Genomic DNA, 26001 nt, shown 5'->3' on the forward strand with positions numbered 1-26001 from the left:
GAAAAGACAGTTTCTGGAAATATTTACCAATACTGATTTGACAAAAGCTACAGATTTAGTCAACTACTATTGCGATGCAGCGTCTACAAATTCCAAGGCGCCGCCCGGGAGTTGCGATGTCAGCTTACAAGCGCATAGGACGAACGATACGGCGAACGGCCATTCAGGCGGTGCCGACCGTGCTTGGTATTGTCATCCTCAATTTCTTCCTGTTGAAGCTGGCGCCGGGCGACGCGGCGGATGTCATGGCGGCGGAGGCGGGGTCGGCGACCGTGGAGACGATGGCCGCGCTGAGAGAACGTTTCGGCCTCGACAATCCAATCCTGGTGCAGCTTGCAAACTATCTGAACAATCTCGCCCATTTCAGCCTGGGCTTTTCGCCACGCTACGGCATGCCGGTGGCAGATCTCATCGGACAGCGCCTGCCGGGCACGCTTACCCTGATGCTGGTCGCGCTGGCCATAGCCATCGTGGTCGGCCTTTTCCTTGGATCCCTGATGGCGGTCTTCGCCGGCCGACTGCCCGATCGGCTGATCTCCATCATCTCGCTGCTGTTCTATTCGATCCCGGGGTTCTGGATCGGCCTGATGCTGATCCTGCTCTTCTCCGTCAAGCTTGGCTGGCTGCCGAGCGGAGGCGACAGTACCATCGGCTCGCGGTTGACGGGTGTGCCGGCGCTTCTCGATCGCGTCCGCTACATGATCCTGCCGGCGACATCCCTGGCGCTGTTCTATCTCGCTATCTACGCGAGATTGACGCGTGCAGCGATGCTGGAAGTCAGGTCGCAGGATTTTGTGCGCACGGCGCGGGCCAAGGGCGTCTCTCCCTTCGTGCTGACAACGCGCCACATGCTGCGCAATGCGCTGGTCCCGATCACCACCATGGCAGGCATGCATTTCGGCGGCATGCTGGGCGGCGCCGTCGTCGTGGAAACTGTCTATAGCTGGCCTGGTCTCGGGCGGCTTGCCTTCGAAGCGGTCATGGCCCGCGATTTCAGCGTCCTGCTTGGCATCCTGCTTCTCTCGTCGTTTCTCGTCATCATCGCCAATGCCGCGGTCGATCTTCTGCAGGCCTGGCTAGACCCCAGGATCGGAGCAAGCCGATGAAAGCACAGCAGCTTAAAATCTACTCCGGCTTGGAAAGTGAGATCAGCGCCAGCGCAGCGGAGTTGGAACCGAATTCTGCTCCTGTGGCGGGCAGTCGCTGGACGCATATTCACGCGCCCGATGCGCGCACGACAGCGGCGGCGGATGCGCGACGGCAGGGACGCGGCCGGGAGCTGAAGGTCTTCCTGTCAAATCCGAATGCGCTTTTCGGCATTGTCGTTCTGGCGATCATTGCTATCGCCGCACTGCTTGCGCCGGTGCTCTATCCCGGCGATCCGCTGGAAATGGTGGCGCGACCCTTCCTCTGGCCCGGTCAGAATGCCGCTTATCCGCTCGGTACGGATTCCATGGGACGAGACGTTCTTGCCGGCATCCTGCATGGCGCATGGATCTCGCTGACTGTTGGCATTGCCGCAACCTTGCTCGGGCTGGGTGTGGGCGTGACCGTTGGTGCACTCGCCGGCTATTTCGGTGGCCTGGTCGACGACCTTCTCGTCAAGCTCATCGAAATCTTCCAGACCATACCGAGCTTCGTGCTCCTCGTGGTGCTGGTCGCAATCGCACAGCCGACCACCACAACCGTCACCACCGCGATCGCTATCGTTAGCTGGCCGACCGTCGCCCGCCTGACGCGCGCCGAATTCCGGGCGATCCGGGAAAAGGACTATGTGCTTGCCGCCCGCAGCCTCGGCTTCGGGCATGCCCGTATCATTTTCCGCGAGATACTGCCGAATGCGCTGCCGCCGCTGATCGTCACCTCGTCGGTCATGGTCGCAAGCGCCATCCTGATGGAATCGGCTTTGTCCTTCATGGGGCTTGGCGACCCCAACCGCGTCTCCTGGGGGTCGATGATCGGTTCCGGGCGCGATGTCATCCGCACGGCCTGGTATCTGACCGCGCTCCCAGGCCTTGCCATCGTCTTTACGGTGCTTGCGCTCAACCTGATCGGCGATGGTCTCAATGATGCGCTTAATCCTCGTTTCTCGGAGGAGCGCTGATGTCGAGGCTTCTGGAGGTCCGCGATCTCTCCGTCGGATTTGGCAACGCCCAACCCGTCAAGGGTGTCAGCTTCACCGCCGCGCCGGGCGAGATGCTGGCGATCGTCGGCGAGTCCGGTTCGGGAAAATCACTAACGGCCTTGGGGCTGATGGGGCTGTTGCCGCGGCATGCCAAGACGGGTGGTGAGATCCACTTTGATGGGCGCGATCTGTTGAAATTGCCCGAGAAAGAACTGCGCGGCATTCGCGGGCGCGACATTGCCATGATCTTTCAGGAGCCGATGACCTCGCTCAATCCGGTCATGACGATTGGCGATCAGATCGTGGAAGTCCTGCGCATCCATGAGAAGCTCAATCGAAAGCAGGCTCGCCTGCGCGCCATCGAATTGCTCGATCTCGTCAGCATCCCCGATGCGGCAAAGCGGGTGGACGACTATCCGCATCAGCTTTCCGGCGGCATGCGCCAGCGCGTGATGATCGCCATCGCGGTTGCCTGCAGCCCGAGGCTGCTGATCGCCGACGAGGCGACAACGGCGCTCGATGTGACGATCCAGGCCCAGGTGTTGCAACTGCTCGATCGTCTGCGCAGCCAGCTGAACATGGCCGTCATCTTGATCACTCATGATCTCGGCATCGTCGCCCAATGGGCCGATCGGGTCGTTGTCATGTATGCCGGCCGCAAGATCGAGCAGGGCCTGCCGGACGTGCTCTTCGAAACGCCATACCACCCCTATACGCAAGGGCTGCTTGCGGCGTCGCCGCGCCTGAAGGCCGATTATCATTATCGCGATGGACCACTGACGGAAATTCAGGGTTCGATCGTATCGGCGGCGGCAGAGCTTGGTTGTGCGTTCCTTCCGCGCTGTCCGGTCGCGCGATCCGCCTGCGGTTCCTCTGTTCCGGCTTTGGTGCAGCTTTCGGCTGAACGTGAGGTTGCCTGTCCCTATGTTCCAGCCATTGCGGAGGCATCCTATGCCGCTTCTGTCCGTCGATAGGCTCTCGACGCATTATCCGGCGAGGGATGGAACCGTGCGCGCCGTGGATGACGTTTCGCTTGAGATCGTCGAGGGCGAGACGGTCGCGCTTGTCGGCGAATCCGGTTGCGGCAAGTCGACGCTCGGCAAATCGCTGATGCGTCTCGTCAACCCGACATCCGGTCAGGTGACCTTCAAGGGGCGTGATGTTGCCGCGCTGACGGGCAAGGAATTGCGGTCTGTTCGCCGGCATATCCAGATGATCTTTCAGGATCCGTTTGCCTCGCTCAATCCGCGCCAGACGATCCGGACCATCCTGACGTCGCTACTCGCCGTTCACGGAATCGGCGATCGCAAGAGCCGCGAAGCCATTGCGGCCTCGATGGTCGCCCATGTTGGTTTGCCGGCCGATTCGCTTAATCGCTACCCGCATGAATTTTCCGGCGGCCAGCGCCAGCGCATAGGTATTGCCCGGGCGCTGATCCTGCAGCCGGAACTGGTGATATGCGACGAGCCGGTCTCTGCGCTCGATCTCTCCATTCAGGCACAGATCCTCAATCTCCTGGTCGAGATGAAGTCGGAGCTTTCTCTCTCCTACCTGTTCATCTCTCACGATCTCTCTGTCGTGCGCTATTTCGCCGATCGTGTGCTCGTCATGTATCTCGGGCGCATCGTCGAGAGCGCTCCCACCGCAAAGCTCTGGAACGAGGCCAAGCATCCCTATACGCGGGCGCTTCTCGCCGCCGTGCCCGATCCGTCACGGCGCAAGCAGGCAGCGCCGATTACCGGCGATCTGCCGAGTCCTCACAATCCGCCTTCCGGCTGTCGTTTCCACACCCGCTGTCCGCTCGCGACCGACATCTGTCGGACTGATGACCCCACCTACACGCAATTTGGCGGCGGTCACACCGTCGCCTGCCATCACGCCCAATAGAACTGGAGAATAATCATGGTCGACTATCGCTATCTCGGACGCAGCGCATTGAAAGTGTCGCCGCTCAATCTCGGAACGATGATGTTCGGTGGTCCGACACCTGATGATGTTGCCTTCCGCATCATCGACAAGGCCCGTGAGCAGGGGATCAACTTCATCGACACAGCCGATGTCTATCACGACGGCAAGTCGGAAGAAGTGGTCGGTCGCGGCATCAAGGCACATCGGGATCACTGGGTTCTCGCGACAAAATTCGTCAACTCGCACACGAAAGGCCCGAACCTTGGCGGCCATTCCCGCAAATGGGTGATCGAGACTGTCGAGAATTCACTGCGCCGGCTCAACACCGACTATATCGATATTCTCTATTTCCACCGCGCCGTCTTCGATGCACCGCTGGAAGAGCCGGTGCGCGCCATTGCCGATCTTATCCGCGCTGGCAAGCTGCGTTATTTCGGCGTGTCGAATTTCCGAGGTTGGCGTATCGCCGAAATCTCCCATCTGGCCGATCAGCTTGGCATCGATCGCCCGGTCGCAAGCCAGCCGCTCTACAATATCGTCAACCGCACGGCCGAGGCCGAGCAGCTGCCGGCAGCCCATCACTACGGCCTTGGTGTCGTCTCCTATTCGCCGCTGGCGCGCGGCGTATTGACGGGCAAGTATGAGCCGGGTCAGGCGCCGGCCGCCGACACCCGCGCCGGCCGTGGCGACAAGCGAATTCTCGAAACCGAATGGCGCCCGGAATCGATCGCGATCGCCAAGGAGATCGCCGACCATGCCAAGGCCAAGGGCGTTACGCCCACCGAATTTGCGATCGCCTGGGTGCTCAACAACAGGCTGATTACCTCCGCCATTACCGGCCCTCGCACGGAGGAGCATTGGGATAGCTATATCCGCGCCCTCGCCGTGAAGCTCGACGCACAGGATGAAGCATTGGTCGACCGGCTGGTTACAACAGGCCATCCGTCGACGCCGGGCTTCAACGATCCGAGCCATCCCGTCGAAGGCCGTGTTCCCCTTAGCGGCGCTGCCGACGCGGAAAACGTCGTGCCGCTTGCGCGCGCCGTTGCCTGAATGATCGTGCCTCAGGCCCCACCTCGGTGGGGCTTGTTTCCTCCTGGCGCCGAAAGAGCCCCCATGCCGAACACAGCCTCATCCGCCATTCCAACCGCTCCCGCCGCGAATGATCGCGCGGCACTTCTGGCAAAGATACCCGATCTTGCAGCGGAGATCGCAAAGGAAGCGGCACGCCGTGACCTCGAACGTGAGCTGCCGCATGAGGCTTTTCGGTTGTTCAAGGAGGCCGGGCTCGGAGCCCTGCGTATCCCCGCAGCACTCGGCGGGCCAGGCGGCTCGGTGGTCGACTATATCGACATGATCATGGCGATCGGGGCTGCCGATTCCAACGTCGCCCATGCGCTGAGGAGCCACTTCAATTTCACCGAGGCCTTGCTGCTCAATCCCAACAGTGCGCTCGACCGCACTCAGCTTTCTCGCGTCTTGGCCGGCAAGCTCTTTGGCGGTGCCCATACCGAGCAGGGGACCAAACGCCCCGGTGATGTGACGGCGCGACTGACGAAATCAGGGGAAAGCTACAGGCTCAACGGCCGAAAATGGTATGCGACCGGCACCGCCTTTGCCGATTTTGCCTCGTTCAGCGCCAGGAATGATGAAGATCAGCTCGCGAGCGTGCTATTGCCCGTCGACCGCAAGGGCATCACCATCCTCGATGACTGGGACGGCATGGGGCAGCGCCTGACGGCGAGCGGCGGCGTCCTGCTGGAAGATGTCGAAGTCTTGCCGCATGAAATCTCGACGCGCGGTTTGAACACGCTGATCGGCCGTCATACATCGACGCTACGCCAACTTCACCTGGCCGCCTCGATGGCGGGTGCGGTTCGCGGGGTGCTAGCCGAGGGCACGGACTATGTGCGCAAACAGGCGCGCTCGGCCGCCCATAGCTTGGCCGAAACGGCCAATGCCGATCCCTTCGTGCAGAAGATATTGGGCGAGATCGCAGCCGGTTCCTTTGCCGTCGACACGCTGATCCGCGAAAGCGCTCGTGCGCTCGATCGGACGGCAGAAGCCTTCGCGGGCGACGACCCGCAAAGACTGGAGGCGGCGCTGATCGAAAGTGCGTTGACGACGGCGCGCACCCAGATCGTGGCATCACAGCTGGCGCTTGCGGCTGCGACCAATGTGTTCGAACTCGGCGGTGGCTCCGCAACATCGCGCCATCTCAATCTTGACCGGCACTGGCGCAATATCCGTACCGTGCTCAACCATAACCCGCTTCTGCACAAAGCGCGCGTGGTGGGCGACTATTACATCAACGGCACGACAACGCATCTGGAAGAAGGCAAGGTCTTCTAAGCCATGCACGCGGATTTACGCTCACACCATTCGATCGTCATCGTCGGTGGCGGTTTTGCCGGCGCGTTGACGGCGATAAAATTGCTCGACCGGACGGAGGTGCCATTATCGATCACCATCCTGGAACCCCGGGAGGAGCTTGGACGCGGCGTCGCCTACAGCACGACCGAGGCTGTCCATCTCGTCAACGGTCCGGCCGGCACATTTTCACTTCATCCGGAAGAGCCGGACCATCTGACGCGCTGGCTTGCCGACAATGCCTCGCGCTATGGCTGGACGCTGCCTGCGGATATCTCTGCGAGCTTTCCGCCGCGCCATCTCTTCGGCACTTATGTCCGTGACGAGCTTAGCCGCGCGAGCGCGCAGGCGCGTGCGGGGTCGACATTGCGGCACATCAGATCTTCGGCATCCGAACTCATTGCCGCGCCGCATAGGGTTCGTATGAAGACTGAGGATGGCGAACAGATCGAAGCGGACGAAGTGGTGCTCGCTCTTGGCGTGTTCCAGCCCGACCCCGCGCCGAGGGAAGCGCCTGTTGCAGGCCATACTGCTTTTGCTGCTTCACCCTGGGATGCGGCCGCACTCGACCGCCTTCGGGAGGCTGAAGAGATTCTTCTGATCGGCTCCAGCCTGTCGATGGTCGACGCGGTGGCCAGCATGGAGGCGCGGGGTTTTGGCGGCAAATATCATGTCATATCCCGTCGGGGCCAATTCATCGAAGACCGACGGGATGCCGAACCGGCGCGAGACTTCCTTGCCGAACAAGCATTTCCGACAACGGCACGCTCGTTGCTATCGATCGTCAAGTCGGAGCGTCGCGCGCTTGCCGCAGCCGGCAAGGACTGGCAAGGTCTCCCAATCGCCATCAGACCGCATATTCTGACGCTTTGGCAAAAGGTTGACGATGTCGAGCGCTTGCGCTTTGCCCGCCACCTTCGCGCTTTCTGGGATGTGACGGCGCATCGCGCGGCACCGGACAGCTACCGTGCCGTCACTCAGGCGATCGCCGAGGGCCGCCTCCGGCATCAGACGGCGAGATTGATCGCAATGAAGCCCGCCGGCCGCCGGATCTCGGCGACGTTGAAGAGCCGAACCGGTGTTGAAACGCGCTCTTTCGGCGGGGTCATCGATTGCCGTGGCCATCAGCTGCATGATTGGCGGCGCATTTCCGATCCCTTTGTCCGCAGCCTGCTCGAAAGCGGCGAAGTTAGGCCACACAGTACCGGCTTTGGCATCGATGCCACTGTTGACGGCGATATCATCTCCGAAGAGGGTCGTATTCATCGCAACATCAGCGCGATCGGCCATCCGCTGCGCGGCGTGGCCTGGGAATCGAGTTCGATCACGGAACAGCGTGCCCAGGCGATCGCGCTTGCCGACCGCATTTTGGGCAAGCTTACGCCGCTTGCCCTTGTTGCCTCTTAAAGCATGGCAATAAAAAAGGGGCGTATCATCGCCCCTTTATAATCGTCTGACAGGTAGTGCCTCAGCCTTCGCCTTCCTTGATGTAGACATCGGCGAAATTCGATTGCACGCCTTCAATGCCGGTGGTGTGATTCTTGACGCGCTTGTTGAAGACGGTGACGTTTTCGAGCGCGATCAGATTGATCACCGGAAGGTCGTCGGCAATGATCTTCTGGAAGTCGTTGAATTCCTGCTTGCGCTTCGCCTCGTCAACCTCGACGGATGCAGCCTCGAGCAGGCGATCGACCTCGGCGTTCTGGTAGTGGCTGGCATTGGAAAACGGCAACCCGATCTTGAAGTTCTTCGACCAGTAGACGCGCTGCACGCCAAGCGTCGGGTCAAACTGATTGCCGAGATATTCGGCGGTAAGATCGAAGGCGCGCTCGTTGTAGACCTTCTGGATATAGGTCGAAAAATCGTAGGAATCGATGCTGGCAATGATGCCGATGCGCGCAAGGTTTTGTTTCAAATATTCGGCGACGCGCTTGAAGCCTTCATTGTAGGAATTGTGGGTCAGACGAAGCGTGAAGCGGGTGCCGCTGCCATCGGGCTTGTAGCCTGCCTCGTCGAGCAATGTTTCGGCCGCCTTGAGATCGAAGGCATAGGGCTTGATAGAGGCGTCGGAATAATCAGGCAGGAAGGTGCTGATCGGCGTCGGAGAGACGTGGCCGTAGCCGTACCAGACCGTATTGAGAATAACGTCGAGATCAATCGCATGGGCGATCGCGCGTCGGACGCGGACATCTTTCAGATAGTCGTTGTCGAGATTGAGGATAAGCTGCGTCTGGTCACCCTTGGTCTCGTAGCCGCGGGAATCGATGCCGATGTTCGGCAGCGCCTTGATGCGCTCGAGATCGGCAAGCGGAATGGGATTATCGCCACCGAGATCGAATTCGCCGGTCTCGAAGCCTGCTGCGCGAGCGGCGCCATCGGGCACGAAACGCACGACGACCTGGTCGAGATAGGGCTTGCCCGTATCCCAATAATCTGGATTGCGTTCCAGGATGATATGGGAGCCGCGAACCCATTGCCGGAAGATGAAGGGGCCGGTGCCGATGGGGGCGCTGCCGTTCGGGTTGATCGGAACATCGGCGATCTTGACGCCTTCGTAGACATGTTTCGGCACGATGGGGGATTCTGCCGCATAGAGTGCTTTCAACAGGTAGGGTGCCGGTTTGGAGAGGCGGAAAATCGCCGTCAGATCGTCCGGCGTCTCCACTGCCGTGACATTGGCGAAGGTGCCACGTCCGCGGGGATGGACCTGCTTCAGAAGCTCGATCGAATAGGCCACATCGGCGGAGGTGAAGGGCTTGCCGTCATGCCATTTGACGTTCGCACGAAGTTTGAACGTATAGGTCAGCGCATCGGCGCTCACAGACCATTCAGTGGCCAGTTGCGGCTTCGCCTTGAAGTCGAAATCGTAGGTCAGCAATCCCTCGGTGATCTTCGGGCTGATCTTCTGTGTGCCGCCGGCTGTATGGGCGAGAGCGAGGATCGTCGGCGGTTCAGGCTCGACGATGAAATTGAGCGTACCGCCTCGCGGTGGCTGCGTCTCGGTGGCATGGGTTTTGAGAGATGGCAGCAGCATCGCGGCGGTGGACAGCAGCAGCAGTTGGTTGAAACGGCGGCGGTTGATGGTCATGTCGTGGTCCCTTGCTGAAGCTGAAGCATCCGCGATCGGATAGGTGGCGGAGAGACCGCCAGTTCCGAAAGCCCGACCATCTTCAGGGTGCGGGCGTGCAAAACGGAAGAATGTTTTTCTCACCCGTCGGCGAAGAAAAGCTTTTCACGCTCCGTCTTGTTGGCGCAGCTACGAGTCCTGTAATCTAGTAAAAATATAGACTATTTCTCGATTTTAGTTTTTGCTTCCGCTGCCTTGGTGCAGCATGGAAGAAAATGTTCGTCGTCTTTCAGACAAACGCAAAGCGCGTTCTCGTCTTTGATGGTCGGTTTGTGCTGCAATCGGCTCATGAACACTCCTGCCAGCACACGAAAAAAAACCATCCAGCCGACCTTGGCGCGCTTGCCGCCATTGACGTCGCTGCGCGCCTTCGTCGCCACCGCGCGGCACCTGAATTTTCTCGGTGCTGCCGATGAATTGCACGTCACCTCGGCGGCCGTCGGCCAGCAGATCCGGCTGCTGGAGGATTATCTCGGGCAGCCGCTTTTCCACCGGACACGCGGACAGCTGCAACTGACCACCGCCGGCCTTTCTCTGGTTCCCGGCCTGACGGATGCATTCGATGCCGTGTTGGCAACGATGACGCAGTTCGTCGCCAGCGATCACGATCTGCCCATCCGCGTTTCAGTGGCTCCGTCCTTTGCCAGCAAGTGGCTGATCCCGCGATTGAACGGTCTGAGACGCGCCGCACCGGGCCTGCAGGTTCTGGTCGACGCATCGACGCAGCTGAGCGATCTCAACACGGATGACACGGATTGCGCTATCCGTTACGGCAGCGGCGGCTATCCGGGTCTTGTGGTCGATCATCTCTTCTCCGAGTCCGTCGTGCCGATCTGCAATCCGGAGTTTGCAGAGCGGCACTGGCTCTGGAACGATCCGCAGGCGATCGAAGGTGTGCCGCTCCTGCATGAGGATGGCGCCGAGCATGATCAGTCATGCCCAGACTGGAACGCCTGGCTGCGCGCCGAGGGTCTTTCCTATCGGCCCTCGCAGGGTGGTTTCCGTCTCAATCAATCATCCCTCGTCATCGACGCGGCGCTGGCGGGGCAGGGGCTTGGCCTCGGGAAGGTGCGTCTGGCGGAAGCGGAGTTGAGGGCGGGACGATTGGTCAGTCCTTTCGGCAGCCCGCAGCCCGTCAGCTTTTCCTATTTCTTCGTGACGACGCCGGCCAAGGCACGGCTCGCGCGCGTGGAGTTGTTTCGTAATTGGCTTCAGGCCGAGACCAAGGCGCTGCGGGCAATCAGCGATGTCTTGCTGTGGAACTCACCCCGCAGGCTCGACATCGCCGCCGCCGAGTAGGGGGACTACTTCAGCTTGAAGCCGAGGCGCTGCGCCGCGGCGCCAAGCAGATGCCGGCCTTTCAGGGCCGCGACCGTGCCGATCCTGTTCTTTACCTGCTCGGTCCAGTCCAAAAGCGGCATGCCTTGCTCAGTCTGGAAGTCGCGCAAAACCGCGTTGTAGTGTTTCAGATCGTCCGGCCGCCGGCTGTCATCATAGCGCTCACGATGCAGAACGGTGGTCTGTGGCAGCCTCGGCTTAACTGCGGCCGGCACCGCCGGATCGGGATAGCCGACGGTCAGACCGAAGACTGGAAACACGCCCTCCGGCAATCCCAGCTCCTGCGCGACCACTTCCGGATCGTTGCGGATCGCGCCGATGTAGCAGGTGCCAAGGCCCTGCGATTCAAGCGCTACAACTGCGTTCTGCGCTGCAAGGGCTGCATCTATGACGGCAAGCAGGAAGCTCTCGACATAGTCCAGGCCCTCTGCCGGAGACCCTTGGTCCGTGGCAATGCCGCGCGGTCTTGAAAGGTCCGCGAGCCAGATCAGCAGCAGCGGTGCCTGCGTGATCTGCCGCTGTGTGCCGGCGACCGTATTCAGCGTCTCTTTACGCACCTCGTCTTCGACAGCAACGACGCTCCAGGCCTGCAGATTGGATGAGCTCGGAGCCGATTGCGCGGCAGCCACCGCAAGACGCACAGCACTTTCCGGGACCGCTTTTGGCAGATAGCTGCGGACGGTGCGATGCGACAGAAGCGTTTCGACGGTCTCGTTCCAGTCTGCACCAAGCTGTTGCTCAGCGTCGCGATAGCGCTCTTCGGCAAGGCTTGCCAGTCGATGTGGCGCGGAAACCTTGGCGGTCGCAAATGACGTCATGCTCTATTCTCCTTCATTCGGCGGCGATGGCGTATGGATTGGCGGGCCGGGCGAGACCCAGATGATCCCGCAAAGTCTGGCCGGTATAGGCTTGGCGGAAAAGACCGCGACGACGCAGGATCGGTACGACTTCGTCGACGAACACCTCCAGGCCATGCGGCAGCACATCCGGCATCAGGTTGAAGCCATCAGCGGCACCGGCGCGATACCATCTTTCTATGTCGTCAGCGACCGCCTCCGGCGTGCCGACGATGGTGCGGTGGCCGGTGCCGCCGTTCAATGCGCGGATCAGGCCGCGCACGGTCAGTCTCTCGCGTTGGGCAAGGGCAACGGTTGCCCGGAAGAAAGTGTGACCTCCGTCTGGTGGCAGCGGGATATCATCCGGCAGAGGCTCGTCCAGCCTTAGCCGCTTGGGATCAACCTGTAAGACTCCCGAGAGCCGTGCTAGGCTGTATTCCAGCGGGATGAGTTCACGCAACTCTTCCTGCCGCCGCTTCGCCTCAGCCTCCGTGCTACCGATGATCGTCGCGAGGCCGGCAAGGACCAGCAGGCTGTTGGGTGTGCGGCCATAGCGGGCCGCGCGTGCCCGCAAGTCCCGGGCATAGTCGAGGGCTTCCTCAAAGGACTGTGAGGCGGAAAAGACGGCTTCGGCATGTTGCGCTGCCAGCTCCCGGCCATCGTCGGAACCGCCCGCCTGGACGAGAACGGGATGGCCCTGCGGCGGGCGCGGAACATTGTGGGGGCCATGAACGGCAAAATGCTTACCGCGATGGGCGATGGGATGGACCTTGGCGGGATCGACGAAACGGCCGCTGGCGACATCGCCGATGAAGGCATCTTCCTCCCAGCTGTCCCAGAGCGCCTTCACCACGTCTGTGAACTCGGCAGCACGCTCATAGCGGCTCTGGTGTTCTACCGGTTTTTCCAGTCCAAAATTCCGGCTTTGCGAGAGGTCGGCGCTGGTGACGATGTTCCAGCCAACACGGCCGCCGCTTGCATGGTCGAGCGTCGCGAAACGGCGGGCGATATTGTAGGGCTCGTTGTAGGTGGTCGAAGCCGTGGCGATAAGGCCGATATGCTGTGTGTGGGCGGCCACGGAGGCCAGCACGATTGTTGGTTCCAGCGAGGTGAGCGGCCTGAAGTCGACCCGATCGGAGATGGCCGCCTGATCGGCGAGGAAGACCGCGTCGAAGGTGCCGCGCTCGGCAATGCGGGCAACGTTGATGTAGTGGTTGATATCGAAGGACGCGCGTGGGTCGCTTCCCTCCATTCGCCAGGCTGCCGGCGAGAAGCCGGAATGCAGGATGTTGATGTTGAGATGAAGCTCGCGTTTCTGGCTCACTGAAATATCCCCGGTTCCGGAAACTCGCCAGTCAAGAACCATGTGCCGACATTGCGGGTCTTGTATTCAGCCGGATTGTGAAGCGTGTGGATGCGCGCATTGCGCCAGAAGCGGTCGAACCCAAGTGGCCTCACGGCGGAGCGGGCGCCCATGACCTCGAAGATCTCGCTGGTGACGTCAAGAGCGACGCGGCCGGCCAATACATTGGCCGAGGCGACGGCAATCGCCGCTTCGCCACGGTCGTCTGCCGTCAGATACGGTCCCTTGGCGTAAACGGCATCGAGCGCCGCCAGGGCGCGGTCGGCGAGTGCGGTTGCCGCCTGTACCTTGATCCAGAGCTCGCCATATTGCCGTTTGATCCAGGGATCGTCCGAATGCCGTTCGACACCGGAATAGATCCAGGGCCGCGATTGCGTAATGGTATAGTCTCGGGCGGCAATCAGCGCGCCCTGCGCTGTGCCGACGAAGACATTGAGCAACACACTCTGCTGCTGCAAAGGGGCCAACAGGGTGATCGGATCCTGTGGTTGCTCGGGCAGGATCTCACCGGCATTGATGACAACGTCCTTGTAGAAGACACGACCACTTCCGGTCTGCCTCTGGCCGATCCCGTCCCAGTCATCAGCGATGGTAATGCCCTCTCGGTTCGCCGGTATATAGGCGAAGCTCCGCTGGTTGGTTTCTTCATCCTCCCAGGCGACCATCAGATAGTCGGCGACATGCGACCCGGAGGCGAATGGCCGGAAGCCATTGAGAATGACTCTGCCCTGATCACGCCGACCGAAAAGGCTCTTGGAAAAGCTGTTGGTCGTATTGCCCCAGAACCAGCGACCGGCGGCCGAGCGGCGCAGGATATCACGCGAACGTTCGTCGGGGCCGGTGTTGACAGCATTCTGCAGCGGGCTGAAGTGATAGCCGTAGAGATGGGCCACCGACCCGTCCACCTTGGCGAATTCGCGGACAATCCGCATGGCGGTGGAGTAGCGCTCGCCGGCACCACCGAACTCTTTGGGGATCAGCAGATTGACGAGGCCGGTTTCCTTCAGGAGCCCGATCTGCTCGTCAGGCCTGCCGCCCAATTGATCCCGCTCGATAGCATCCCTGGCGAAGATTTCGCGCAGTTCGGCCGCCTTGGCGAGATGGGGATTGGTCTTGTCGGTTTCGAACAGTGCCGGCAACAGGTGGGGCGGCTCGAAGCCATTTGGTTTGATAGTCATGTCGCTCCCCGTTCATTTGTGCAGGCGCGGAAATCCGTGCCGTTCGGTCAGCAGCTCGAGAATGCGATCGGTCGAATTGACGAACCGCTTTCCCTCGCGCTCGCTCGCATCTGCAGGAGGGTTTTCCGCCAGAATGAAGAGCGGCAGCGACTGGTTTTCCTCGCCAACGACGTCGATCACTTGTCGTCGCGGCCGCGCAAAAGCGACCCGCTCGACATCGATCCTGGAAGCAAGGTTCGGAAATGCGGCAAGCAGGCCTTCGATGGAATTGCAGTAAGGGCAAACGAAGCTGACGCCCGGATGCTTGGGGTCGGCAAAGCCCGGCGAGATCAGAAACAGTTTGTCGCGTGCCATGGATCTTCTCCTATTCTGCTGCAGCCGCATTGCCTGCGGAAAATCGATTGACGGGGCGCTTGAGGCCAAGGTTTTCGCGCAGCGTCGTACCCTCATATTCGGTTCGGAACAGGCCGCGACGGCGCAGCTCCGGCACCACGAGCGTGATGAAATCGGCAAGCCCGCCCGGCATGATCGGTGCCATGATGTTAAAGCCGTCGGCGCCATAATTTTCGAACCGCTCTTCCATGACATCGGCGATCTGGGTGGGTGTTCCCACAACCTGCCAGTGACCGCGCGCGCCGGCGATGCGCAGATAGAGCTGACGAATGGTCAGGTTCTCGCGGCGGGCAAGATCGAGCACCAGTTCCTGGCGGCTCTTGCCGGCATTCGTGGCCGGCGGGTTGGGCGGCACGGGACCATCAAGCGGATAGGAGCTCAGATCGACGCCGGTCAATTGCGACAGGAGGTTGAGGCCAACCTCGGGCTGGATCAGGTTCTGCAAGGCTTCGAACTTGTCCTGCGCTTCCGCCTCGCTGCGTCCGACCACCGGGAAGATACCCGGCAGGATCTTCAGGTCGTCGTGAGAGCGGCCATATTTGCCGAGCCGCCCCTTGACGTCGGCATAGTAGGCCTTGGCCTCGTCGAGCGTGATCTGCGCGGCAAAGATCGCTTCCGCCGTCCGCGCCGCGAGCTCCTTGCCGGGCTCGGAGGCGCCGGCCTGCACGACCACCGGTCGTCCTTGCGGCGAGGGCGGAATGTTCAGCGGCCCGCGCACCTTGAAGTGACGTCCCTTATGGTCCAGCCGATGCAGTTTTTCCGGATCGAAATAACGGCCGCTCTGACGATCGCGGGGGAAGGCATCGTCCTCCCAGCTATCCCAGAGGCCGAGCACGACATCTGCGAATTCCTCCGCCCGGTCATAGCGGTCGGCATGCAAGACCTGCGTGTCGTGGCCGAAATTGAAGGCGGCTTCCGGGTCGGAGGAGGTCACCAGGTTCCAGCCGGCGCGGCCGCCGCTCAGACGGTCGAGCGAAGCGAACTGACGGGCAAGGTTGAAGGGATCGGAAAAGCTCGTCGAGGCGGTGGCGATCAGGCCGATATTGCGGGTGACGCTGGCAAGGGCGGATAGAAGCGTGATCGGTTCAAACGGGTAAACGCCGTTATGCGCCTTTCGGCTGGCGGCGTTGACATCCTTCAACCGCGCCGCAACCCCATCGGCAAAGAAGATGGTATCGAATTTGGCGGCCTCGGCAAGCTTGGCAAGTTCAAGATAATTCTCGAATTCCGTGCCGACGGACGCCTCGGGATGACGCCAGGCCGCGACATGATGGCCGGTAAAGAGCAGGAAGGCGCCGAGCTTGATCTGGTCCTTGCGTCTCGCCATGGGAAATCCTTTCAGCGGTACATTGCCGGCGTCGGAAGCTCGCCGGTCAGCAGCCAAGTGCCGATCGTGCGCTTCTTGTATTCGGCAGGGTTGTGGAGCGTGTGGGTGCGGACATTGCGCCAGAAGCGATCGAAGCCATTGGCAGTCGTCGCCGACCGCGCCCCCATGACCTCGAAGATCTCGCTCGAGACGGCAAGTCCGACCTCGCCGGCATAGATATTGGCGGTGGCTATATCGATGGCAGCGAGGCCACGGTCTTCATGTGTCAGACCAGGCCCCTGGTTGAATGCCGCGTCGAGGCTGCGGGCAGCCTTGTCGGCCAGTTCGGTGGCGGCCAGCGCGCGAATATAGAGATCGCCATATTGCCGCTTGATCCAGGGATCGTCGGTATGATTTTCGACACCGGAATAGATCCAAGGGCGCGACGATGTCGTCGTGTAGGCCCTACCTTCTTCCAGCGCGCCCTGGGCGCTGCCGACGAAGACGTTGAGCAGCACGCTTTGCTGCAGCAGGGAGGTCAGCGATGTATAGGGTGTCAGCGGGATGGCGGGCGAGCTGATGAGCTCATCATCCTCGATCTGGAGATCATGGAAGCTGACCGTGCCGCTGCCGGTCTGGCGTTGGCCGATGCCATCCCAATCGTCTTCGATGACGATCCCGTCACGGTCGGCTGGAACGGCAGCCGTGAGGCGATCGCCCTTTGCGGTCTCGAATGAGATCTGGATATAGTCGGCAATGTGGGAGCCCGAGGAGAAGGGGCGTTTGCCGTTGACAAGCCAGCGCTTGTCGATCCGCCGCCCCGATGAGGTCTTCGACATGGCGTTGCCGGAATTGCCCCAGACGAGATTTCCGGCAGCCGAGGCACGCAGCAAATGGTCCTTCTGAGCATTCGAACCGCGGAAAAGAACGAGGTTCAGCGGCAAGTGGTGATAGCCGAACAGATGGGCGAGCGAACCGTCCGTGCGGGCGAATTCCCTGACGACACGCAGGATGGAAAGCCAGGAAGCGCCCTTTCCGCCGTATTGGACGGGAATTTGTGCGGATGGCAACCCGCTCTGCTTCAGCAAAAGGATCGGTTCTGTCGGCCTGCCGCCAAGCTTGTCGCGCTCAACGGCGTCCTGATGGAATGCGTGCCTGAGTTCGATGGCTTTGGCGACCAAAGGATCGGAACTGTCGGAATTGAAAGACATGTCTGCTCCACGCCGATGGATCGTCACGGCGCTGAGCCGCGGGTGGTGTGAAGGGTTCGGCGAGTGTCGTCGCAAGTCCAGCAATATCTATTTGATCCCGCGGGAAGAAATTCTTTCCCGAGCAAGGATGCGGGCGGATGGTAATATGAATGCCCGGACTTCATGAGAGGTCGCTGCGAAACGTTCTCCGTCCGATCGTTGCTGTGCGCGACGACAAATCCGAGGCAGCGCCGCTAAATAGAATATAATTTCTATAGATTATTAGATTTAATGATTAGCCTTCCTCCCGCTGCCATGAGGGAGAAGACGATGACGGGTAAACGACGCCAGCTGAAGCTTGGAGCATTTCTTTATCCGACGGGCCACCACATTGCTGCCTGGCGGCATCCTTTGGCGCAAGCCGATGCCGGTTCCAATTTTGGCCATTACGTCGAGCTTGCGCAAATCGCCGAGGCGGCAAAATTCGATCTCATCTTCATGGCGGACGGTGTTGGAACGCGTGGAGCAGACACTGAGGCCTTGCATCGGACGGCGATCCGCTACGTCGCGCAGTTCGAGCCGATCACGCTGTTGTCGGCGCTGGCCGCGGTGACGCGAAATATAGGGTTCGTTGCCACCGCCTCGACGTCCTTCAACGAGCCGTACCACATCGCGCGCAAATTCGCCTCCCTCGACCATATCAGTGGTGGTCGCGCCGGCTGGAACCTGGTGACGTCCTCGAGCGACCATGAGGCGCATAATTTCGGTCGGGCCGAGCACTATGCCCATGCCGAACGCTACGAGCGGGCGGAAGAATTTGCCGATGTGGTGCGCGGCTTGTGGGACACCTGGGAAGAGGACGCATTCCCCCGCGACAAGCAGAGCGGCGTCTATTATGATCCAGACAAGCAACACATCCTCAACCACAAGGGCAAACACTTCAAGGTGCGAGGCCCGCTGAATGTCGCGCGTGCGCCGCAGGGACATCCGGTTCTGGTGCAGGCGGGTTCCTCCGAGCCGGGCAGGGAGCTTGCGGCCCGCACCGCCGAGGTCGTCTTCACCGCGCATCAGACAATTGAAGATGCGAGAACCTTCTATGCGGATCTCAAGGGCCGGCTGGGGAGATACGGTCGCGACCAGGATGATCTCAAGATCATGCCGGGCATCTTTCCCGTCGTCGGCAGGACACGGGCGGAGGCGGAGGACAAATTCGCTGAGATCCAGGAGCTGATCCATCCGGCTGTCGGGCTTTCCCTCTTGAACGGCATGTCCGGCGGTGTCGACCTGTCGCAATATCCTGTCGACGGCCCCGTTCCCGAGTTGCCGGAGACCAATGGCAGCAAGAGCCGCCAAAAGCTGCTGTTCGACCTGGCACGGCGTGAAAATCTGACCATCCGGCAGCTCTACCTTCGCATTGCCGGCGCGCGTGGACACTGGCAGATCGTCGGAACGCCCGTTCAGATCGCCGATCAGATGGAGGAGTGGTTCAGGGCGGGTGCGGCTGACGGGTTCAATGTTATGCCGCCGCAACTGCCGACCAGCCTCTACGACTTCATCGAGCATGTGCTGCCCGAGTTGCGCCGACGGGGTCTGTTCCGCAGCGAGTACGAGGGCAAGACGCTGCGTGAAAATCTCGGGCTGAAGGTGCCGCGGCATCCGGCGCGGCACGCCGTGGCTGCGGAGTAGGCGGCGATGGGCAATTCCCTGCATCTCCAGATCTGTCACGTCACGCGTCGGTTCAAGGTCAATGGCGAGACGTTGACCGCGCTCGACGATGTCAGCCTCGATATTGCCGAGGGCGAATTCGTCACCATCGTCGGCGCGAGCGGCTGTGGGAAATCCACATTGCTGCGCCTGGGCGCCGGCCTCGATACTCCCACCTCCGGTTTCGTCGGCCATGCCGGACGGCCGGTCACCGAACCGAGCCTCGAGCGCGGCATCGTCTTTCAGGAGCCGCGGCTTTTCCCCTGGTTGACGGTCGCGCGCAATATCGCTCTCGGCCTGGAAAATTCCGGCCTGTCGAAAGCGGAAAAGAAAAGGCTGGTCGAATCCCACCTCGAGCTTGTCGGTCTATCAGGCTTTGCCAACGCCTATCCGCATCAGCTTTCCGGCGGCATGGCGCAGCGCGCCGGCATTGCCAGAGGCCTGGTCAATCGACCGAATGCGTTGTTTCTCGATGAACCGTTCGGAGCGCTCGATGCGATTACCAAGGCAAGGCTGCAGGATGAGCTTCAGGACATCTGGGCCAAGGAGCGCATCACCATGGTCCTGGTGACGCATGATGTCGAGGAGGCTGTCTACCTCGGCGATCGTGTCGTCGTCATGTCACCGCAGCCCGGCCGCATTCGCGACATCATCCCGGTGGACCTGCCGCGGCCGCGCGCCCGAACCTCACCGAGGCTGGTCGAGGTCCGCAACCGCGTTCTCGAAAGCCTCAACGCAACAACCTCAATACCTGCAGGTGCTCGCGCCATACCCGTGGCAGGCAGCCGCGTCACCGAGACGCGACCCACCATCGCTGCCGCAGAATAGATAAACGGAGAATAAGAATGAAGCTGCTATCCATCCCGCGTTTGGTTGCCGGGGCCGCCATTGCCCTGACCATGCTTTCGGTCTCCGCCCGGGCTGAGGACCCATTGGTCATTCATGTCGGCTACGCCGCGATCGGCATCGACAATCGCCCTTACTCGGAGGGGACTTCGGCGGCAACGGCGCGCGCTGGTGATTTTCTGGAAAAGGAATTTGCCGGCGACCCCAATGTCAAGATCGAATGGACCTTTTTCAAGGGCGCCGGCCCGGCCGTGAACGAAGGCTTTGCCAATGACCAGCTTGATTTTGCCTATCAGGGCGATCTGCCGGCGCTGATTGGGCGGGCGACCGGCCTGAAGACGAGGTTCCTGCTGGCAAGCGGCGCCCGCAAGCCGCTTTATCTCGCCGTCGCCAAGGGATCCGGCATCAAGACGATCGAGGATCTGAAGGGCCGCAAGATCGCGTTGCAGCGCGGAACCAATGGCCACCTTGCCGCGATCAAGGTTTTGCAGGCACATGGGCTGACCGAACGGGACGTGCAGGTTGTCAATCTCGACAGCGCCGGAACCGTGGCGGCGCTGACCAGCAAGGACATCGACGCCGCATTCGGCGACACGCAGCTCATCAACTTGGCGGCCAAGGATAGCGCCGACATCATCTATACGACCAAGGGTGACGATCCGCGCTTCGGCCGCAATGCCGGCATTATCGGCCGTGAGGCTTTCATCGAAGCCCATCCGGAGATCACGCAGCGCGTTGTCGATGCCTTCGTGAAGGCGGCGCAATGGTCCTCCGAAGAGCCGAACCGCGCTCAGCTCTTCGAACTCTGGCACAAGTCCGGTACGCCGGTGCCGATCCTCGAGGAGTATTTCCGCAACGATACGCTGGCCTATCGCAATTCACCGCTGATCGATGACCTGCTCGTCTCGCAGTACAAGGAACAGGCCGTCAAGAGCAAGGAATACGGCCTCATCCGTCGTGACGTCGATCTCAATGGCTGGTTCGAACCTAAGTATCTCGACAGTGCTCTGGAAAGGCTTGGTTTGAAGAAGTTCTGGCAGTCCTATGGCGCGGACGGCAAGCCGGTTTCCTCGTGAGTCATGGCTATCGACCTCAGCGGAGCATGTTGGCATGAGCATTGTGATTGAGGCGGCCAACCGTACCGGAACGCAGTTGTCTTCCGCGAAGCTGAAGCGTCTCGTCGTGCTTGCGACAGGCCTGATCTTTCCACTCGGGCTGCTTGGTCTCTGGTGGGTCTCCTCCACCAGAGGCTGGTTGCCTGAGCAGATCCTGCCAGCGCCTGCCTATGTCTACCAGACGGGCCGTGACATGATTCTAAGCGGCGAGCTTCCCTATCACACCGGGGTGAGCCTGGTGCGCGTCGTTATCGGCTTTACGATCGGCGCGGGGTTGGGGCTGCTACTCGGCATCGCAATGGGGCTTTCCGAGACGGTGGAGGACTACGTAAAGCCGCTTTTCCTGGCCTTTGCGCAGATCCCGACACTCGGATGGATCCCGCTCCTGATGCTGTTTGTCGGCATCGAGGAGACGTTGAAGATCATCATCATCGCCAAGGGCGCCATCGTGCCGATGACGCTGAATACGCTGACGGGAATTCGCGGCGTTTCGCCTAGATATATCGAGGTCGGCAGGGCATTGCGCTTCAGTCGCTGGCAGACGTTGCGGCTCATCATATTGCCCGGCGCCATCCCCTCGATATTCACCGGTATCCGCTACGGACTTACGCATTCCTGGACGGCCCTGGTGGGGGTCGAATTGCTCGCCTCCTCGGAAGGGCTTGGATACCTTTTGGTCTGGGGGCGGCAGATGTTCTGGCTCGACACGGTCATCGTCGCGATGATCGCGATCGGGCTTGTCGGTTTCATCATGGACAGGGGGCTGGATCGCGTCGAGTTGTCGATCCAGCGCTGGAAACGGCAGGAGATCTGAGGATGGCGAGTGCTAGCCGTTTTGTCCGTTTTCGCCGCGGCATTACATTGCCGATCCTTCTTTTCGTTGCCTGGGAAGTCTCAAGCCGGACCGGTCTCGTCGATGCGCGGTTCCTGCCATCTCTGGAAGATGTTGCCGCCACCGCCAAGCGGGAACTGATCGACAATGATCTTATCGGCGAGCTTGGCTTCAGCCTGATGCGAAACATCGCCGGATTCTTGATCGGCTGCGTGCTCGGTGTCGGCTTCGCAAGCGTGCTTGCCTTGTCGCGCATTGCCGATCGGCTGCTGATGCCGACTTTCAACGGGCTGAAGCAGATATCCCTGCTTGCCTGGATCCCGCTGATTTCGGTCTGGTTCGGCTTTGGCGAACAGGCGAAGATCGTCTTTGTCGCTCTGGCCGCCTTTATCCCGATCGTTCTCAACACCTATGACGGCATGCGCCAGGCGCCAGCCGATCTGCTGGAGGTTGCGAGGGCGCTGAAGTTCAATGCGCGGCAAAAGGCGTTGCGGATCTATATCCCGGCGGCGATGCCCTCGATCGCCACGGGCGTCCATCTGGGCTTGATCTATGCGTGGCTGGCGACCGTTGGAGCAGAATATTTCCTCGCGATCGGCCCAGGCGTTGGTGGTCTGGTCATCGCAGGACGCGAGAGGTTTGATATGGCGCTTGTCATGGTCGGCGTTCTCGTGCTTGGCCTCGTCGGCTTCACGCTCAATCGTCTCGCCTACACGTTGGAGGCATACTTGTTGCGTTGGCGGCCGAAGCAAGCCGCTTAAGTCACCAGTTCGCCCGACCTTGCGGCGCTTTGCCAATTCTGCGTGCGAAAATCGACGAGCAGCAAGGCTATTTCATAGCCGCGGCGTTGCAGCCAATGGGCGACGGTGCGGGCGCGAACGCCAAGCAGATCGTCGACCAGAACGACCCGCGAGCCTCGCACTGCAATGGTGCGGTAGGCGACACCCAGCAACTGTCCGCCTTCTGAAGACAAGGTTCCGTCAAGATGAGCCTTCTCGAATTCTTCGGGTGTTCGGACATCAAGCAGGTATGTCGTTCGCTCGGAATCAACAGCCCATTTTCTCGCCGTATCGATATCGATTTCGGGAAAGCGATCGTCGCTGCTCAGCGTCGCAATATGCTCGCGTGCAAAGTCCCGGGCCTCATCGCTTGGGTCCTGATAGATGCGCGTCTTTCCGCTTTCCAGCTGAAGGCCTGCGGCGGTCCAGGCTTTCGTTCCGTCATCGAGGTATGAAACCTCGTTTGGAACCTGTGCGTCGATGAGGGTTTGAGCCCCGAGAATAGCGCGCGGTAGCCCTGCACAGGAAACGACGACCCTTGTGGTTTCGGAGGGCACCAGGTCCTTGTACCGCAAAACCAGCTCTGCCCCCGGCACGCTGACTGCGCCCGGCACGTGATCGCGCGTAAATTCTGCCACGGTGCGCGTATCGATGACGATGACGTCTTCGCCTGCGTCCTGCAGCTTCTTCAGTTCCAGGGCCGAGATGACCGGTGTTTTCTTTTCTTTTTCGACGGCCTTGACGAAGTCGACGCCAGGTATGTCGAATGTGGGTAGTGGTGCTCCATCGCCCGTCGCCGTCCAGGCTGGTATGCCGCCCTCAAGCACAAAGATATTTGGCCAGCCGCCGATCTCGAGTTCGTTTGCCACGCGCGAGGCGACCCCATCACCGCCGTCGACGAGGACCGTGCGAACGGCCTTGCGCGGCACGAAGCGGATAAGTTCGCCGGCGACGCGCTCGGCCGGCAGGTTGGTTGCAAACAGCGGCGAGGCATATCCGACAAGTTCAGCGTCACGAATATCCAGCACGGCCAGCTCGCGGCCGTCCCGCAGCCAGCTGCGCAGCGTATCGGTGGAAATTGTCTTCCGGCTCATGGTTCGCTCCCGTGTGGTGCTGTTTTGCACAGGCAAGCGTAGTCTCCGCGGTGGAGCGTGGCGACGGCGGCGGCATGCGCGATCGCCTGCCAAATGAAAAAGCGTTTTCTTAGTCTATAAAATCTATAGATAAAATTTTCTTACGGCGAGGTCGATGCTTTCCTAGTGTTCGTATCATTGAACAGCGACGTTCTCGGTAGCGCAAATCTTATCTGCCGCGCCCTCAATCGACAGGCGGGTCAGATCGCTGGAAGGCAAGCTTATGATACGTCGCCAATTCGCACAGGCCCCTAATCGAGGAACATCTCATGACCCGGATCAATGAAGGCTGGGGCAGCGGTCCTAGTGCTCGCTATGAAGAGATCGCCGCGCATTTCCGGCCGATTTTCGAGCAGATCGCCCGCTCCGCCATCGAGCGCGATCAGGAGCGGCGCCTGCCTTTCAAGGAGGTGCAGTGGCTGCGCGAGGCCGGATTTGGCGGACTTCGAATCCCCAAGGCCTACGGCGGAAGTGAAGTGACGCTGCCGGAGCTGTTTGCTCTTCTGATCGAGCTATCGGCTGCAGACCCCAACATCACGAATATCTTCCGCAGTCACCAAGGCTTTACGGAGGATCTGCTCAACGCTCCCCGCGATCTATGGCGAGACGAATGGCTGTCCCGTCTGGGCGGTGGCGAGATGGTCGGCAGCGGTTTCTCGGAGCTTGCCGGGGCCAAGGTCGGCGACTATGCGACGACGATTGTTCCGGATGGCGACGGCTATCGACTGAACGGCGAGAAATTCTATACGACCGGTTCGATCTATGCCGATTGGATCAATCTTGGTGCCGTCGATGCAGCGGGAGAGCCGGTGGCCGCTTTGGTGCCGACGGCGGCAGCCGGTGTCGAAATTCTCGACGACTGGGACGGCTTTGGGCAGGCGCTGAGCGGTAGCGGCACGGCACGGTTCAAGAATGTCCGGTTGGAAAACTTCCATATCAAGCCGAACTCCGCGCGCTTTCCCTATACGACGGCATTCTTCCAGCTTGTGCACCTTGCAAGCCTTGCCGGCATCGGTCGAGCCGCCGCCACGGAACTATCCCGACATGTTGGCGCGCGAGCCCGCATATATCCCCGCGGCAACGGCGCTGCGAGCGCGGACGATCCTCAGGTTCTCGAAGTGGTCGGACGGGTGAGGGGGCCGGCCTATGCCGCCGGCGCCATCGTGCTGAATGTTGCCGCCGCCCTCCAGCGATCCCATGACGCCAATCTCGCCGGAATAGACCCGGACGAGACGAACATCCATCTGCTTGCGGAAATCGAATTGAGCCAGTCGGTAACCGTCATTTCGAAACTGATCCTGGAGGCGACGACGGTACTCTTCGATGCGCTCGGCGCGTCGGCCGCCAAGCGGGCTACGGCTCTCGATCGACACTGGCGCAACGCCCGCACGATCACGTCCCACAATCCGCGCATCTATCACGACCGCGTCGTCGGTGAATTTGCCGTATCCGGCAAGAAGCCGGTCGCCGTCGGCTACCGGAAGATCATCACGCCCTTTGACACGACAAGCGAATTGGCTTGATGGGGCGGGCAGTGAGACGCATGGCAAGTGCTTCGGTCAATCATTGCGAAATCGGGATAACCGGCAGCATCGGAGGCGCGGATACGACGGCTCGCCGAGCCGACATTGTCTCGGCGAGCAGATCGCAAATGGAGCTGACCGACGAGCTGGTTTCCCTCAGCCTGCGCGTGGAAATCGATCCTGGCCCCGACCCGTTGCGAATACCGATCACCGACAGCGAGACCGAAGCGCTGGCAAAGCGGCTCTACGAGGAATCGGGTAATGCCCCGCTCTGGGTGTTTGCCTATGGTTCATTGATATGGAAGCCGGATTTCGATGCGGTCGAGGCGCGCGTCGGAACTGTTAAAGGATGGCATCGATCGTTCTGTCTGCAGATGACACGTTGGCGTGGTTCGCAGACGCAGCCGGGGCTCATGCTCGCCCTGAAGCGGGGCGGTCATTGCAAGGCCGTCGTTTTCAGACTTGATGACGGTGACCGGTTGGGCCAGATCCGGCGCATGCTTCGCCGGGAGATCGGTACGCTTGAGGACGCAGCGACGATCCGCTGGATCCGGGTTCAGACGCAGCAAGGTCCGGTGCGTGCCCTGGTCTTCTGGGCTGGCCCGAAAGGAAAGCGCGTCACATCGAAATTGCCCTTGGAGAAGGTGGCCGGAGTTCTGGCCCGAGCCTGCGGGCATAGAGGCTCCTGCGCGGAATATCTCTATCTGACGGTCAAGCATCTGGAAGAGTGGGGAATTCGCGATCGCAATCTGTGGCGACTTCAAAAGCTTGTTGCGAAGGAGATCAGATCCATCCACAAACTTGGCAATGAGGTGGCCGTCGATCGGTCCTCTTACGCCTAGGTTGCCAAGGCATTCTCCATGATACGACGAGAGAAGCATCCACGACATGTCAGGCGCAAGGCCGGCATGAACAGCAGCAAGAAACGATAACGG

24 protein-coding genes are annotated in these 26001 nt (G+C 60.8%); 15 read left to right on the forward strand and 9 right to left on the reverse strand.

Features of this window, described 5'->3' with window-relative positions; translation table 11 throughout:
• The first annotated feature begins 116 nt into the window (after positions 1 to 116).
• From A6U86_RS13945 to A6U86_RS13975, 7 genes are all read left to right on the forward strand, one after another.
• A complete protein-coding gene (locus tag A6U86_RS13945) occupies positions 117 to 1106 on the forward strand; it encodes an ABC transporter permease (RefSeq protein ID WP_068391992.1) in 990 nt (329 codons plus the stop codon).
• Positions 1103 to 2104, forward strand: a complete 1002-nt coding sequence (locus A6U86_RS13950) for an ABC transporter permease (protein ID WP_068391995.1) — start codon at positions 1103 to 1105, stop codon at positions 2102 to 2104. The genes A6U86_RS13945 and A6U86_RS13950 overlap by 4 nt, the downstream gene beginning before the upstream one ends.
• The gene (locus A6U86_RS13955; RefSeq protein WP_068391998.1) at positions 2104 to 3099 is read left to right on the forward strand and encodes an ABC transporter ATP-binding protein; all 996 of its coding nucleotides are present in this window, start codon (positions 2104 to 2106) and stop codon (positions 3097 to 3099) included. The genes A6U86_RS13950 and A6U86_RS13955 overlap by 1 nt, the downstream gene beginning before the upstream one ends.
• Entirely contained in the window at positions 3077 to 4012 is a 936-nt protein-coding gene (locus tag A6U86_RS13960; protein ID WP_068392000.1) for an ABC transporter ATP-binding protein, read from the forward strand. Before A6U86_RS13955 ends, A6U86_RS13960 begins: the two co-directional genes overlap by 23 nt.
• 15 nt (positions 4013 to 4027) lie before the next feature.
• Complete coding sequence (locus A6U86_RS13965; RefSeq protein ID WP_068392003.1) at positions 4028 to 5086, forward strand: aldo/keto reductase; 1059 nt, start codon at positions 4028 to 4030, stop codon at positions 5084 to 5086.
• Positions 5087 to 5149: 63 nt separating this feature from the next.
• Complete coding sequence (locus A6U86_RS13970) at positions 5150 to 6385, forward strand: acyl-CoA dehydrogenase family protein (RefSeq protein ID WP_068392005.1); 1236 nt, start codon at positions 5150 to 5152, stop codon at positions 6383 to 6385.
• 3 nt (positions 6386 to 6388) lie between these two features.
• Positions 6389 to 7810, forward strand: coding sequence for an FAD/NAD(P)-binding protein (locus A6U86_RS13975; protein WP_068392008.1), 1422 nt, complete (start codon positions 6389 to 6391; stop codon positions 7808 to 7810).
• A 61-nt stretch (positions 7811 to 7871) separates the two neighbouring features.
• Here the strand turns inward: A6U86_RS13975 and A6U86_RS13980 are convergent, their stop codons facing one another.
• Positions 7872 to 9491 carry an ABC transporter substrate-binding protein gene (locus A6U86_RS13980; protein ID WP_068392011.1) on the reverse strand — a complete coding sequence of 540 codons (1620 nt, stop codon included), beginning with the start codon at positions 9489 to 9491 and terminating at the stop codon, positions 7872 to 7874.
• A 200-nt stretch (positions 9492 to 9691) separates the two neighbouring features.
• On the reverse strand, positions 9692 to 9910 hold the full coding sequence (locus tag A6U86_RS35620; protein WP_198929068.1) for a hypothetical protein: 219 nt from the start codon (positions 9908 to 9910) through the stop codon (positions 9692 to 9694).
• Between A6U86_RS35620 and A6U86_RS13985 the strand changes: the two genes are divergently transcribed.
• On the forward strand, positions 9819 to 10829 hold the full coding sequence (locus tag A6U86_RS13985) for a LysR substrate-binding domain-containing protein (RefSeq protein ID WP_068392015.1): 1011 nt from the start codon (positions 9819 to 9821) through the stop codon (positions 10827 to 10829). The two genes, A6U86_RS35620 and A6U86_RS13985, sit on opposite strands and share 92 nt — an antisense overlap.
• Before the next feature lie 5 nt (positions 10830 to 10834).
• Here the strand turns inward: A6U86_RS13985 and A6U86_RS13990 are convergent, their stop codons facing one another.
• Genes A6U86_RS13990 through A6U86_RS14015 form a run of 6 tightly spaced genes read right to left on the reverse strand, consistent with a single transcriptional unit; the run spans position 10835 to position 17155 of the window.
• On the reverse strand, positions 10835 to 11686 hold the full coding sequence (locus tag A6U86_RS13990; RefSeq protein ID WP_068392019.1) for an NADPH-dependent oxidoreductase: 852 nt from the start codon (positions 11684 to 11686) through the stop codon (positions 10835 to 10837).
• A 13-nt stretch (positions 11687 to 11699) separates the two neighbouring features.
• On the reverse strand, positions 11700 to 13028 hold the full coding sequence (locus A6U86_RS13995; protein WP_244509935.1) for an LLM class flavin-dependent oxidoreductase: 1329 nt from the start codon (positions 13026 to 13028) through the stop codon (positions 11700 to 11702).
• Complete coding sequence (locus A6U86_RS14000) at positions 13025 to 14245, reverse strand: acyl-CoA dehydrogenase family protein (RefSeq protein ID WP_068392025.1); 1221 nt, start codon at positions 14243 to 14245, stop codon at positions 13025 to 13027. Before A6U86_RS14000 ends, A6U86_RS13995 begins: the two co-directional genes overlap by 4 nt.
• Positions 14246 to 14257: 12 nt before the next feature.
• Positions 14258 to 14599, reverse strand: coding sequence for a DUF3088 domain-containing protein (locus tag A6U86_RS14005; protein ID WP_068392028.1), 342 nt, complete (start codon positions 14597 to 14599; stop codon positions 14258 to 14260).
• Positions 14600 to 14609: 10 nt separating this feature from the next.
• Positions 14610 to 15965 (reverse strand): LLM class flavin-dependent oxidoreductase, encoded by a 1356-nt coding sequence (locus tag A6U86_RS14010; RefSeq protein WP_068392030.1) that lies wholly within the window; start codon positions 15963 to 15965, stop codon positions 14610 to 14612.
• Positions 15966 to 15976: 11 nt separating this feature from the next.
• Complete coding sequence (locus tag A6U86_RS14015) at positions 15977 to 17155, reverse strand: acyl-CoA dehydrogenase family protein (RefSeq protein WP_068392033.1); 1179 nt, start codon at positions 17153 to 17155, stop codon at positions 15977 to 15979.
• 309 nt (positions 17156 to 17464) lie between these two features.
• On the opposite strand from A6U86_RS14015, the gene A6U86_RS14020 reads away from it, so the two are divergent.
• Genes A6U86_RS14020 through A6U86_RS14040 form a run of 5 tightly spaced genes read left to right on the forward strand, consistent with a single transcriptional unit; the run spans position 17465 to position 22392 of the window.
• Positions 17465 to 18820, forward strand: a complete 1356-nt coding sequence (locus tag A6U86_RS14020; RefSeq protein WP_068393912.1) for an LLM class flavin-dependent oxidoreductase — start codon at positions 17465 to 17467, stop codon at positions 18818 to 18820.
• Between the two features lie 6 nt (positions 18821 to 18826).
• Entirely contained in the window at positions 18827 to 19666 is an 840-nt protein-coding gene (locus A6U86_RS14025) for an ABC transporter ATP-binding protein (protein WP_068392036.1), read from the forward strand.
• A gap of 17 nt (positions 19667 to 19683) precedes the next feature.
• Complete coding sequence (locus A6U86_RS14030; RefSeq protein WP_068392041.1) at positions 19684 to 20760, forward strand: ABC transporter substrate-binding protein; 1077 nt, start codon at positions 19684 to 19686, stop codon at positions 20758 to 20760.
• A gap of 34 nt (positions 20761 to 20794) precedes the next feature.
• Positions 20795 to 21613, forward strand: coding sequence for an ABC transporter permease (locus A6U86_RS14035; protein ID WP_068392044.1), 819 nt, complete (start codon positions 20795 to 20797; stop codon positions 21611 to 21613).
• Positions 21614 to 21615: 2 nt separating this feature from the next.
• The gene (locus A6U86_RS14040) at positions 21616 to 22392 is read left to right on the forward strand and encodes an ABC transporter permease (RefSeq protein WP_068392047.1); all 777 of its coding nucleotides are present in this window, start codon (positions 21616 to 21618) and stop codon (positions 22390 to 22392) included.
• On the opposite strand, the gene A6U86_RS14045 is transcribed toward A6U86_RS14040, so the two are convergent.
• The gene (locus A6U86_RS14045; RefSeq protein ID WP_068392050.1) at positions 22389 to 23504 is read right to left on the reverse strand and encodes a rhodanese-like domain-containing protein; all 1116 of its coding nucleotides are present in this window, start codon (positions 23502 to 23504) and stop codon (positions 22389 to 22391) included. The genes A6U86_RS14040 and A6U86_RS14045 overlap by 4 nt on opposite strands.
• Positions 23505 to 23812: 308 nt before the next feature.
• Here A6U86_RS14045 and A6U86_RS14050 point away from each other — a divergent pair, with 308 nt between their 5' ends.
• Both A6U86_RS14050 and A6U86_RS14055 read left to right on the forward strand, forming a co-directional pair.
• On the forward strand, positions 23813 to 25066 hold the full coding sequence (locus A6U86_RS14050) for an acyl-CoA dehydrogenase family protein (protein ID WP_068392053.1): 1254 nt from the start codon (positions 23813 to 23815) through the stop codon (positions 25064 to 25066).
• Positions 25067 to 25194: 128 nt separating this feature from the next.
• Entirely contained in the window at positions 25195 to 25908 is a 714-nt protein-coding gene (locus A6U86_RS14055; protein ID WP_083196880.1) for a gamma-glutamylcyclotransferase, read from the forward strand.
• Positions 25909 to 26001 lie beyond the last annotated feature (93 nt).

Origin of the sequence: Rhizobium sp. AC27/96, assembly GCF_001692325.1 — a bacterium.
Taxonomy (GTDB): Bacteria; Pseudomonadota; Alphaproteobacteria; order Rhizobiales; family Rhizobiaceae; genus Rhizobium.

Bases quoted from the DNA above. Each gene is read 5' to 3' on its own strand.
- A6U86_RS13955 (WP_068391998.1), top strand. From the start codon at position 2,104: ATGTCGAGGCTTCTGGAGGTCCGCGATCTCTCCGTCGGATTTGGCAAC.
- A6U86_RS13985 (WP_068392015.1), top strand. From the start codon at position 9,819: ATGAACACTCCTGCCAGCACACGAAAAAAAACCATCCAGCCGACCTTG.
- A6U86_RS14025 (WP_068392036.1), top strand. From the start codon at position 18,827: ATGGGCAATTCCCTGCATCTCCAGATCTGTCACGTCACGCGTCGGTTC.
- A6U86_RS14055 (WP_083196880.1), top strand. From the start codon at position 25,195: ATGGAGCTGACCGACGAGCTGGTTTCCCTCAGCCTGCGCGTGGAAATC.
- A6U86_RS14045 (WP_068392050.1), bottom strand. From the start codon at position 23,504: ATGAGCCGGAAGACAATTTCCACCGATACGCTGCGCAGCTGGCTGCGG.
- A6U86_RS14050 (WP_068392053.1), top strand. From the start codon at position 23,813: ATGACCCGGATCAATGAAGGCTGGGGCAGCGGTCCTAGTGCTCGCTAT.
- A6U86_RS14005 (WP_068392028.1), bottom strand. From the start codon at position 14,599: ATGGCACGCGACAAACTGTTTCTGATCTCGCCGGGCTTTGCCGACCCC.
- A6U86_RS14030 (WP_068392041.1), top strand. From the start codon at position 19,684: ATGAAGCTGCTATCCATCCCGCGTTTGGTTGCCGGGGCCGCCATTGCC.
- A6U86_RS13960 (WP_068392000.1), top strand. From the start codon at position 3,077: ATGCCGCTTCTGTCCGTCGATAGGCTCTCGACGCATTATCCGGCGAGG.
- A6U86_RS14040 (WP_068392047.1), top strand. From the start codon at position 21,616: ATGGCGAGTGCTAGCCGTTTTGTCCGTTTTCGCCGCGGCATTACATTG.
- A6U86_RS13950 (WP_068391995.1), top strand. From the start codon at position 1,103: ATGAAAGCACAGCAGCTTAAAATCTACTCCGGCTTGGAAAGTGAGATC.
- A6U86_RS13990 (WP_068392019.1), bottom strand. From the start codon at position 11,686: ATGACGTCATTTGCGACCGCCAAGGTTTCCGCGCCACATCGACTGGCA.
- A6U86_RS13980 (WP_068392011.1), bottom strand. From the start codon at position 9,491: ATGACCATCAACCGCCGCCGTTTCAACCAACTGCTGCTGCTGTCCACC.
- A6U86_RS14010 (WP_068392030.1), bottom strand. From the start codon at position 15,965: ATGGCGAGACGCAAGGACCAGATCAAGCTCGGCGCCTTCCTGCTCTTT.
- A6U86_RS14020 (WP_068393912.1), top strand. From the start codon at position 17,465: ATGACGGGTAAACGACGCCAGCTGAAGCTTGGAGCATTTCTTTATCCG.
- A6U86_RS13970 (WP_068392005.1), top strand. From the start codon at position 5,150: ATGCCGAACACAGCCTCATCCGCCATTCCAACCGCTCCCGCCGCGAAT.
- A6U86_RS14015 (WP_068392033.1), bottom strand. From the start codon at position 17,155: ATGTCTTTCAATTCCGACAGTTCCGATCCTTTGGTCGCCAAAGCCATC.
- A6U86_RS14035 (WP_068392044.1), top strand. From the start codon at position 20,795: ATGAGCATTGTGATTGAGGCGGCCAACCGTACCGGAACGCAGTTGTCT.
- A6U86_RS13975 (WP_068392008.1), top strand. From the start codon at position 6,389: ATGCACGCGGATTTACGCTCACACCATTCGATCGTCATCGTCGGTGGC.
- A6U86_RS14000 (WP_068392025.1), bottom strand. From the start codon at position 14,245: ATGACTATCAAACCAAATGGCTTCGAGCCGCCCCACCTGTTGCCGGCA.
- A6U86_RS13945 (WP_068391992.1), top strand. From the start codon at position 117: ATGTCAGCTTACAAGCGCATAGGACGAACGATACGGCGAACGGCCATT.
- A6U86_RS13965 (WP_068392003.1), top strand. From the start codon at position 4,028: ATGGTCGACTATCGCTATCTCGGACGCAGCGCATTGAAAGTGTCGCCG.